General features: G+C 60.5%; 7 protein-coding genes and 1 pseudogene. 1 reads left to right on the top strand and 7 read right to left on the bottom strand.

The window, feature by feature from the left end:
* Positions 1–42: 42 nt before the first annotated feature.
* Positions 43–1,434 (bottom strand): MATE family efflux transporter, encoded by a 1,392-nt coding sequence (locus tag HMPREF1546_RS14790; protein WP_036631364.1) that lies wholly within the window; start codon positions 1,432–1,434, stop codon positions 43–45.
* A 132-nt stretch (positions 1,435–1,566) separates the two neighbouring features.
* Positions 1,567–2,691 carry a peptide chain release factor 2 gene (gene prfB / locus HMPREF1546_RS14785; RefSeq protein ID WP_021751408.1) on the bottom strand — a complete coding sequence of 375 codons (1,125 nt, stop codon included), beginning with the start codon at positions 2,689–2,691 and terminating at the stop codon, positions 1,567–1,569.
* Between the two features lie 282 nt (positions 2,692–2,973).
* Between prfB and HMPREF1546_RS14780 the strand changes: the two genes are divergently transcribed.
* Positions 2,974–5,928, top strand: coding sequence for an S-layer homology domain-containing protein (locus HMPREF1546_RS14780; protein ID WP_021751406.1), 2,955 nt, complete (start codon positions 2,974–2,976; stop codon positions 5,926–5,928).
* Between the two features lie 191 nt (positions 5,929–6,119).
* Here the strand turns inward: HMPREF1546_RS14780 and HMPREF1546_RS14775 are convergent, their stop codons facing one another.
* From HMPREF1546_RS14775 to HMPREF1546_RS14755, 5 genes and pseudogenes are all read right to left on the bottom strand, one after another.
* Positions 6,120–6,962, bottom strand: coding sequence for an RsiV family protein (locus tag HMPREF1546_RS14775; protein ID WP_147629943.1), 843 nt, complete (start codon positions 6,960–6,962; stop codon positions 6,120–6,122).
* 10 nt (positions 6,963–6,972) lie between these two features.
* Positions 6,973–7,461: an RNA polymerase sigma factor gene (locus HMPREF1546_RS14770; protein WP_021751404.1), complete on the bottom strand. Its 489-nt coding sequence runs from the start codon at positions 7,459–7,461 to the stop codon at positions 6,973–6,975.
* A gap of 132 nt (positions 7,462–7,593) precedes the next feature.
* Positions 7,594–9,174, bottom strand: coding sequence for a peptide chain release factor 3 (locus tag HMPREF1546_RS14765; protein WP_021751403.1), 1,581 nt, complete (start codon positions 9,172–9,174; stop codon positions 7,594–7,596).
* 488 nt (positions 9,175–9,662) lie between these two features.
* Positions 9,663–10,541, bottom strand: a complete 879-nt coding sequence (locus HMPREF1546_RS14760) for an NAD(P)-dependent oxidoreductase (protein WP_025545638.1) — start codon at positions 10,539–10,541, stop codon at positions 9,663–9,665.
* A gap of 43 nt (positions 10,542–10,584) precedes the next feature.
* A pseudogene (locus HMPREF1546_RS14755) lies at positions 10,585–11,048 on the bottom strand (dihydrolipoyl dehydrogenase); the annotation flags it as partial.

Genomic DNA, 11,048 nt, shown 5'->3' with positions numbered 1-11,048 from the left:
GCGGAACGGCAAAGGCCGTTCCGCCGCTGCTTTTCTCTGGAGTCAGGCCGCCCGGCTGCCGATCCGCTCGGCAACGGCCCGCATGGTCCGGCGCAGGAAGATAGCGCTCAGTACCAGGGACACCAGTTCGGAGATGGGGAAGGCCAGCCACACCAGCGTCAGGACGCCGGTGTGGGACAACAGCCATGCCACCGGCAGCAGCACCACCAGCTGGCGGCACACAGAGGTAATCAGACTGTACAGCGGGTTGCCGATAGCCTGACACACGGAACCGGCAATGATGTCGAAGCCCGCCAGCACGAAGGACACGGAGATGATCCGCAGAGCCACGGAGCCGATGGAGAGCATCTCCTCCGAGGCGTTGAAGAACATCAGCAGCTGCTGGGGGAAGAGCTGGAAAATCAGGCATCCCACAGCCATGATGGCCATGGCGGTGCAGATGGTCAGCTTGATGGTCCGCTTCACCCGGGGCAGGCTGGCGGCGCCGTAGTTATAGCTGACGATGGGCACCATGCCGTTGTTCAGGCCGAACACCGGCATGAAGACGAAGCTCTGAAGCTTGAAGTATGCGCCGAACACGGCGGTGGCCGTCTTGGTGAAGGAGAAGAGGATCTTGTTCATGCCGAACACCATGGCGGAGCCGATGGACTGCATGACGATGGAGGGGAAGCCCACCCGGTAGATCTCCGCCGCCACCTTGCCGTGCCAGCGGATCTCCCGAGGCAGGATGTGGATGTCCGGATTGCATTTGAGGTTCAGCACCAGGGCAGCGGCGGCAGCCACAATCTGCCCTGCCACCGTGGCAATGGCGGCGCCGGCCACCTCCATCCGGGGCAGGCCGAACCAGCCGAAGATCAGGATGGGGTCCAGCACGATGTTGATGAGGGCGCCGGTAAGCTGGGTGCACATGGCCAGGAACGTGCGGCCGGTGGACTGCAGCAACCGCTCAAAGCAGAACTGGCTGAAAATACCGATGGAGCAGCCCAGGCAGATGGAGGCGTAATCCACGCCGTAGTCGATAATCACCTGTTCTCCCCCGGCCTGCAGCTCAAAGAAGGTCCGGGAGAAGAAGATGCCGATCAGGGCGAATAGCGCGAAATTGCACAGGGCCAGAAAGATGCCCGTGTTGGCAGCCCGGTCCGCCATGGCCTGATTCTTCTCTCCCAGGGACCGGGAGAGGAGCGCGTTGATGCCCACAGCGGTGCCTGCGCCGAAGGCGATCATCAGGTTCTGCAGGGGGAAGGCCAGGGACACGGCATTCAGGGCATCCTCGCTGATCTGTGCCACGAACACGCTGTCCACCACATTGTAGCAGGCCTGGACCAGCATGGAGATCATCATGGGGACCGCCATGTTGGTCAGCAGCCGTCCGATGGGCAGCACGCCCATCTTGTTCTCCTGGGGCGCCGCGCCCTGGGGGAATTTTTCTGCCATGGAAATTCCAACATCCTTTCTCATTCAGAGAGACGTGACACGGGGACCACCCCGCGCCACGTCTCATATTTTGATTTCTCTATTAGGTTGCGGCTCCGGAAAGCCGGGCATCCGGAAGGATGCGTGGACGATTTATTTTTTCAGCTCACCGGTGGCCAGCTGAGTGAGATACGCGTTGATGAAGCCGTCCAGATCGCCGTCCATAACGTTGTCGATGTTGCCGGTCTCATAGCCGGTGCGGGTGTCCTTCACCATCTGGTAGGGCATGAACACGTAGGAGCGGATCTGGCTGCCCCACTCGATCTTCATCTGCACGCCCTTGATATCGGAGATCTTCTCCGCGTGCTGCTGCTGCTTCAGCTCCACCAGCTTGGCCCGCAGCATCTTCATGCAGTTGTCCTTGTTCTGAAACTGGCTGCGCTCCTGCTGGCTGGCCACCACGATGCCCGTGGGCTTGTGGATGAGGCGCACGGCGGATGAGGTCTTGTTCACGTGCTGGCCGCCGGCGCCGCTGGCCCGGTAGACCTGCATCTCAATGTCCTCCTCCCGGATCTCCACCTCGTCGTCATCCTCGATCTCGGGCATGACCTCCACCGCGGCAAAGCTGGTCTGCCGGCGGGCGTTGGCATCAAAGGGAGACACCCGGACCAGCCGGTGGACGCCGTTCTCACTCTTCAAAAGGCCGTAGGCGTTATCCCCCTGGATGGCGATGGACGCGGATTTGATGCCCGCCTCGTCGCCGTCCTCATAGTCCAGGATCTGATAGGTGAAGTCGTGGCGCTCCGTCCAGCGGGTGTACATCCGGTAGAGCATCTGGGCCCAGTCCTGGGCCTCGGTGCCGCCGGCGCCGGCATGGAAGGTCAGGATGGCGCTGTGGCCGTCGTACTCCCCAGAGAGGAGCGTGGCCATCCGGGACTCCTCGATCTTCTCCTCCAGGGTCTGGAAACCGGACTTCAGCTCTTCCAGCAGCTCCTCATCCTCCGCCTCCTGGCCCATCTCGCACAGGGCCGTCAGATCCTGCCACTCGGTCACCAGCTTGTCCTGGCGGGCGATCTTGTTCTGCAGCTGCTTGAGGCGCTGCTGCACCTTCTGGGATCGCTCCAGGTCGTTCCAGAAGCCGTCCTGGGCGGTCTCGTCCTCCAGCTTTCGGGCCTCCGCGCGGGCGCTGTCCATGTCCAGCGCGGCGGAGAGCTTCTCCAGCTCGGGCCCCAGGTCCCGGAGCCTCTGCTTATATTCGTCGTATTCGATCAAAGCCATGTGCTCTCTCCACTTCCTCAAATTTCATTAGCCATAGTATTATATCGGAGGAACGTTTGTTTGTAAAGAAAAACCCGTAAAAAAACGGAAAATCCCGGGCCGTCTGTGTATTTCAGGGGACAATTTCGTTTTCCAGGATGCGGCCGGACCGGAATCTTTTTTCCCGAATGGCGAAAAGTTCATAATTTGTTCATGATTGCCGAGCACTTTCCCGGTATGTTACATGTAGAGAGATAGAAGCTGGAAGCAAGCCTTTTGGAATATGATGGAGGAAAGAGGACTATGAAAACATTTTGGAAGAAAAAGCTCCCGGCGTGTCTGCTGGCGCTGGCGCTGCTGGCCGGAACCGTTCCCATGGCGTCTGCGGCCTCGGCGGATCTGACGTACGATGTGGACGAGGACAGCGGCGTCTGGCTGGATGCGGATGACTTTCAGGAAATCTATGAGGACGACAACGGCGGATACCTTGAATACGTGGAATTCACCGATTATGATGACTTTGACGATTACGGCTATTTCACCTTCGAGGACTTTGACCGTTACGGGTTCGACGACGTGGATTCCAAGGCGCTGGAGAACTACGAATTCTACTATGACCGTGCTGATGCGGACGATTACGACATCGACCTGGACACGCTGCGGTTTGAGACCTATGACAACATCGACAGCGACACACTGGATTTTGATGTCAGGCTGTACGGCGACGAAGGGTCATTCTATGCAACGGTCCGCATTGATGTGGAGGGTGGCTCCCGCTCCGGCTCCGGCGACGTGGAGCTGACCTACAAGGTGGACCCCGGTGACGATGTGACGGTGGACGCCGAGGATTTCTGGGACCTCTTCGACGAGGAAGACGGCCGCTATGACGAGCTGGAGTATGTGGAGTTCACCAGCTACGATGATTTCGATGACTTCGGATATTTCGGTGCAGACGGATACGACAGCGATGACTATATCCCGGACTATGAGCTCAATGACAGCGATCTGGACGATGCCATGTTCTATTACGACGAGAACGACGTCTGGTACGACTATGACTTTGAACTGGACACGCTGACGTTCTACGCCGACCGGAACGCCGACGCGGACACCCTGGCCTTTGACTTCACCATGCACGGCGTGGACGGTGACAAGGTATATGGCACTCTGTACATCGAGGTCGGCAAGGGCAGCGGCACCAGCAGCAAGGGCGACCTGACCTATCAGGTGGACCCGGACGACGATGTGACGCTGGACGCGGAGGATTTCTACGATTTCTTCTACGACGAGTCGGATTACGACGAACTGGAATACGTGGAGTTCACCGACTATGACGACTTTGACGATTACGGCTGTTTCTACGCCGACGGATACGATTCCGACGACTACACCCGGGATTACGAGCTGAACGACAGTGACCTGGACGACGCCGTGTTTTACTATGATGAGGACGATATCTGGGACGACTATGACTTCGAGCTGGACACGCTGACCTTTGCGGCGGACCGGAATGCCGATGAAGACACCCTGACCTTTGACGTCACCATGCGCGGCGTGAAAGGCGACAAGATCTCCGCCACCCTCACCATTGAGATCGGCAAGGGCAGCAGCACCGGCACCAAGGTGAAGGGCGACATCATTTACGAGGTGGATCCCGACGACAGCGTGACCTTTGACCGGGACGACTTCTGGGATTTCCTGGATGACGAGACCGGGGACGATCTGGAGTATGTACGGTTCACCGACGCCGACGGACTGGACGACTGGGGCGAGCTGTACAGCTACGACTACGATGATGACCGGACGTACTTTGACGAGAGCGACCTGGACGACGGTTATTTCTACTACGACAGCAAGGACCTGTTCTACGACGAGGACTTCACCCTGGATGACCTGACCTTTGTGGCGGACAGGGACGCCGACGGCAAGGTGGTGGAGCTGGACTTCACTGCCTACGGTGAGGACGGCGACAAGGCCTACGGCACCGTGGCCATCGCCATCGGCGATGTGGGGGGAACCGGCGTGGCCGCAGAGGGCGGCGATATCCGCTATTATACGGATTACAGCGGCCGAGTGCAGATCAACGCCAACGACATCGCCCGGTTCTTTGAGGAGAGCTACCCCGGCTATACCCTGCAGTATGTCACCTTTAAAGATGCGCCCACTTACGGCAGCCTGTACTACAACTACTACGGTACCAGCAGCTACGGCAGCTCCAGCAGCCTGCGCATCACCGACGACAACTGCGACGACATAGATTTCTACTTCAGTCCCTCCAGCAGCCAGCACGCCCTCAGCGAGCTGACATACATACCCAGCGGCGTCAACTACTGCGCCCAGATCCCCTTCACCGCTTACGGCTCCGGCAGCCGTTCTGTGTCCGGCACCATCCTCATCAGCGTGAACCTCAGCGAGGTGCCCGACGTTTACGGCCCCACGCCCAGAAACACGGCCGTCACCTTCCCCGCTGCCTCCATCTACACGGCGGTGGCCCAGTCCAGCGGCCTGGGTCTGGCCAGCATCCAGCTGCTGGAACTGCCCGCCACCAACGAGGGTGTCATCTACGTGGGCAGCGGCACCTCCAAGCGGGCGGACACCGAGACCCTGTACGGCTACTCCAGCGGCAGCGAGCGGATCAGCCAGCTGCGGTTCGTGCCGGCCAGCGGCTTCACCGGATCTGTGGAAATCCCCTATGTGGCCTGCAACAGCAACGGCGATCCCATTGCCAGCGGCAAGCTTTGCCTGGGCATTGTCAGCGCTATGGAGGACTTCTCTGATATCACCTCCTCCACCTGGTGCTATAAATATGTACTGGAGCTCAGCGACGCCGACGTGATCGACGGATACAGCGACGGCACCTTCAAGCCCGACAACCAGGTGACCTACGGCGCGGCGCTGAAGCTCATCATGCTGGCCGCTGGCTATGACGAGCAGAAGCCGGTGAACTCCAACGTGTTCAGCGGCTATCTGGCCCGGGCGCAGGCGGACGGGCTGGTGTCCGGCAGCGTGAACCTGAACGCCCCCATCACCCGGCTGGCGGTCAGCCAGATCGCGGCCAAGGCCATGGGCCTCAGCATCAGCAACCTGTCCAGCGTCCGTCCCTTCACCGACACCACGGACCCCTATGTCCAGGCGCTGAATGCCGCAGGCATCGTGGAGGGCTACTTCAGCAACGGCACCAGCACCTTCAAGCCCTACAACACTCTGACCCGGGGCCAGATCTCCGCCATCGTCTGGCGGATGGAGCAAGCCCAGTAAACCTGGAAAACAACAGCGGACCGCTGAAGCGGTCCGCTGTTCTCTGTTATACAAAAGCACCGCAGAAAACTGAATGCATCTTTCCCCGCTCCTTTGGGGCAACCGGAAACCATGCGCCAAACCTTTCACCACAGCATTTGCCCTTATCTACGATGCGCCCAATGCGTATAAAGGTTTATGGGGGAGCGCGGTCACTTCAGCAGGGCGCTGTACACATCCTGAGGGATGGTGAACTCCACCATGCCCATGTAGCCTGCAGCCACCGCGTACTCGTCGAACACCAGAACCAGATCGCCGTCGGCGTTCCAGTAAAAGCTCTGCTCCGGGTCAATAGCGGTGAATTCGTCCGTCAGATAGCTCAGGGATGCGTCCGCGGCCATCTGCTCCTCCATCTGCCGCAGGACTTCCGCGGACAGGACAGAGACGTAGTCCGCATCAGGCCGGAACAGATCGCTGAGGGTGACGGCTTCACCCGTAGCTTTGTTGATGTGGTAGAATCGGGTGAAATTGTAGCCGCTGGCCTCGGTCCTCGTGGCATCGATCCGCAGAGTGAACCAAGTATCGCTGTCCGTCACCACAGAGGAGGTCACATCCAGGCCCTGGTAGCTCTCGCCCGCAGCCTCGCAGTCCGTCTGGAACTGGGCGATCAGCTGATCGGTATAGGCCTGCACCTGGTCGTTGATCTCGTCTGCAGCGCCGCTGCCGCCCAGCTCCGGGACGTGGACGTCGGCAGTGCTGTGACCATCGTCATACTGGTAATCCCGGAAGGTGATGACCCGCACCACGGCGCCCAGCACCGGGATTTCTTCCATGGCGGCAGCCGCCGCGGGAGATACATTGGGAATGGCCACGAATACGGCCAGGGCTGCGGCTACGCCGACCAGCCAGCGATAGGAACGTTTTTGCTTGTTTTCTTTCATGTTCGTCTCCTTTAAAGCGGCGCAGGTGTCCCGCACCTTTCCGGCATACGTCTCCGGCAGGGGGAAGGGTTCCTGCTTCGCCCGCTCTTTCAGTCGCTTGTCGAATGGCTCCACCTTGCGCACCTCATTCCTCGTGTAATAGTTGTTTTAGCCGGGACCGCCCTCGGGAGAGACGGGTCTTCACCGCCGCCTCGCTGATGCCCAGAACGGCGCTGATCTCCCGGATGGAGAGGTCCTCATAATAAAACAGGGTCACGACCGCCCGCAGGTCGCTGTTCAGCGCCATGACCGCCTGCCACAGAGACAGGCGCTCCGCCTGATCTGCCGCCGGAGCCGGCAGGAAGTCCTGGATATCCGCCAGGTCCACCGTGGTCCTCCGCTTCCGGCAGAACTCATAGCACTTGTTGACCAGAATTTTCAGGATCCAGGGTCGGAACCGCGCCGGGTCCCGCAGGCTGCCGCGGCCGGCATAGGCGGCGCAGATGGCCTCCTGCACGGCGTCCTCCGCATCTTCGTCCTGGTGAAGGATAGCCTTGGCAGTGCGGAACATGGTCTCCTGGTTTCGGATTACCTGGTCGCAGAATATTTCTTTGTCCAACAAAAAATTTGTCATGGCGGGACTGAGCGCTCCTTTGGGTTCGTTTGACCGGTCACTTATTAGGATGCGGTTTCCGCCGAAAAGGTGACAGCCGGAAGAAAGAAAAGCAAAAAACCGTCCGCCTCTTTCCGGCGGACGGTTTCAGGCTCAGACAGACAGGGACTCGGCCAGCTCCAGGCCGGGGTTGTGCTTGGTGAGAAAGCCCACGGACCACTCCCCGCCGAATGCCACCAGCAGGCGGCCCTTGAAGTCCTCCAGCAGGGCGGCGCCGGTGCACAGCACCAGATCCTCCGGCTTGCAGGGGCAGGCGGTGATGACCCGCAGGTGCTCGTAGGGCAGTCCCTCCATGTAGAGCTCTACGCCGTACTCGCTCCTCATCCGGTACTGGAACACGTCGAACTGCAGGGTGCCCACGACGCCCACGATGACCTCCTCCAGGCCGGCGCCGGGCAGCTTGAAAATCTGGATGGCACCCTCCTGGGCGATCTGCTCCGTGCCCTTGATGAACTGCTTGCGCTTCATGGTGTCCTTGGGAGACACCCGCATGAAGTGCTCCGGCTCGAAGGTGGGAATGCCGGAGAACTTGAATTTCTTTCCAGGCACCGTCACCGTGTCGCCGATGGAGAAGATGCCGGGGTCAAACACGCCGATGATGTCCCCGGCGTAGGCCTCGTCGATGATCTCCCGCTCCGCGGCCATCATCTGCTGGGGCTGTGAGAGGCGCAGCTTTTTGTTGCCCTGGACATGAAAATACTCCGTGTCCCGCTCAAACTTGCCGGAGCAGATGCGCATGAAGGCCAGCCGGTCCCGGTGGGCCTTGTTCATATTGGCCTGGATCTTGAACACGAAGGCGGAGAAGTCCTCGCTGAACACATCCACCTCCCCCTGGTCGCTGACACGGGGCAGGGGCGGCGTGGTCATGCGGAGGAACTCCTCCAGGAACGGCTCCACGCCGAAGGTGGTGAGGGCGGAGCCGAAGAACACGGGGGACAGGGTGCCGTTCCGCACAGCCTCCATGTCAAACTCCCGTCCGGCCCCCAGCAGCTCCACCTCCTCCCGGAGGGCGGCGGCCTTTTGTGCGCCGATCATGTCCTCCAGCGCCGGGTCGTCCAGGGCCACCTCGGCGGAGCCGACCTTCTTGCCCCGCTCCTCCGCCTGGAAGAACAGGATGCGCTGCTTCTCCCGGTCGTAGACGCCCTGGAACTCCTTGCCGGAGCCGATGGGCCAGTTGACGGCATAGGTGTCGATGCCCAGCTCCCGCTCCACCTCCTCGCACAGTTCCAGGGGGTCTTTGGTCTCCCGGTCCATCTTGTTGATGAAGGTGAAGATGGGGATGTGGCGGATGGCGCAGACCCTAAACAGCTTCCGGGTCTGGGGCTCCACACCCTTGGCGCCGTCAATGACCATGACGGCGGAGTCCGCGGCCATCAGGGTCCGGTAGGTGTCCTCGGAGAAATCCTGGTGGCCAGGGGTGTCCAGGATGTTGATGCAGAAGCCGCTGTGCTGGAACTGCAGCACGGAGGACGTGACGGAGATGCCCCGCTGCTTCTCGATCTCCATCCAGTCAGAGGTGGCGGCGCGGGCCCGCTTTCCCTTGACCTCGCCCGCCTGGGCGATGGCCCCGCCGTACAGCAGGAACTTCTCTGTCAGCGTGGTCTTGCCGGCGTCCGGATGGGAGATGATGGCGAAGGTCCTCCGCCGGGAAATTTCAGTGCGTAGTTCAGACATGGAATATCCTCCAGAAAAATATCAGAGTATGGGCCATCTTCGACCCACGGCGCTTTTGCGCCGCCCAAGCGTTTTGCCAAGGCAAAACCTTGGCGAAGGGCGGATTCACTCCGCCCGGAGCAAACGCAAATCAGGGCTCCCGCAAAAGCGCCAGCTTTTGTGGGACGATGATGGCGAGGGTCCTCCGCCGGGAAATTTCAGTGCGTAGTTCAGACATGGAATATCCTCCAGAAAAATATCAGAATATGGGCCATCTTCGACCTACGGCGCACAGCTGCATGCGGAATCCGGGGCGGTCAGACCGCGAAAAACGGACGGGAGGAGTCTCCCGCCGTGTGTATTCTCGAACAATGTACCATATTTTGTGCCGCTTTGCAAGATTTCCCGCAGCTATCCCGCAAAAAATCCGATGATTCTGTACCACAGGGAAAACCAGCGGGGACCGGCTGATGCCGGTCCCCGCAGATTGCCTGTTCCTTGGCGGGAGATCACTTGATTTCCACGCCCATGGCGTCCTCGTAGTATTTGGCCAGTGCGCACTGGTCCTCGTCGATCATGCCGCGGGCGTCCATCCAGTCCATCTGCTCCTTGACGATCTCCGTCATGGGCAGCTCCACCCCCAGGTGGGCGGCCACGTCCATGGCGTTGTTGATGTCCTTCAGGTGGACGGCGATCCGGGCACTGGCGGAGAAGTCTCGGCTCAGGAGCTTGGGGACCTTTCCGTCCATCACTGCGCTCTGGGCAAAGCCGCCCTTGATGGCGTCAAAAAGGGTCTGAGGATCCAGCCCGGCCTTTTTCGCAAAGGCGAATGCCTCTCCCATGGCGCACAGATGGATGCCCACCATCATGTTGTTGGCCACCTTGGCGGTGCTGCCGCAGCCGGAGGGCCCCATGTAGGTGGCGGTCTTACCCATCATCAGCAGGTAGGGCCGGACCTCGTCAAAGACCTCTTTCTCGCCGCCGCACATGATGACCAGGGTGCCGCCGTTGGCGCCGGTCTCGCCGCCGCTGACCGGGGAGTCCAGCAGATAGAAGCCCTTCTCCACCGCCGCGGCGTGGAGCTCCTGAATCACATAGGGAGAGGTGGAGCCCATGTCCACAATGGTGGTGCCGGGCCGGGCAGTCTCCATGATCTCCGTGATGGTGGCCTTCACGATGGCGTTGGTGGGCAGGCACATGAAGATGATGTCGCAGGTTTTGTACAGTGTTTTAGCGTCGTCCAGGACCTTGCCGCCCCGGGCGGCAAACCGCTCCCGCAAAGCGGGCACGGGGTCGTAGCCATAGATGTCGCAGCCGCTCTTGTCGATCAGATTGCCTGTCATGCCGTAGCCCATCACGCCAAGGCCCAGATATCCAAGTGTTTTCATGCCCATTGACCTCCTGTTCTAAATTCCGGAAAGGACTGCCCTGTTATTTCCTGCGGGGCGGGATGTGGACCGCGCGGCCCAGTGCGTCCAGCGCACACTCCCGCATGGTCTCGGTGACGGTGGGGTGGGAATGGATGGTGGCTGCCAGCTCATCCAGCGTCAGCTCGCTGCCGATGGCAAGCGCCCCTTCGCAGATCAGATCCGTGGCGCGGGGCCCAATGATGTGCATACCCAGCACCTCGCCGTATTCCCTCCCGGCGATGATCTTCACCAGGCCCTCGCCCCCGTTCAGGATCAGAGCCTTGCCGTTGGCGCTCATGGGGAACTTGCCCACCATGTAGTCGATCCCCTGCGCCTTGGCCTGCTCCTCTGTGAGACCCACAGAGGCAGCCTCCGGCTCGATGTACACGCAGGTGGGATTGGTGGATTCGTCGTAGTGGGCCTCCATGCCGCAGATATTCTCCGCAGCCACCTCGCCCATGGCGCTGGCGGTGTGGGCCAGCTGGG

The sequence above is a fragment of the Oscillibacter sp. KLE 1745 genome (genome assembly GCF_000469445.2).
In the GTDB taxonomy this organism is placed as follows: Bacteria; Bacillota; Clostridia; order Oscillospirales; family Oscillospiraceae; genus Oscillibacter; species Oscillibacter welbionis.
Note: the sequence above shows the minus strand (reverse complement) of the source record. Positions and strands in the feature narration are given on the sequence as shown.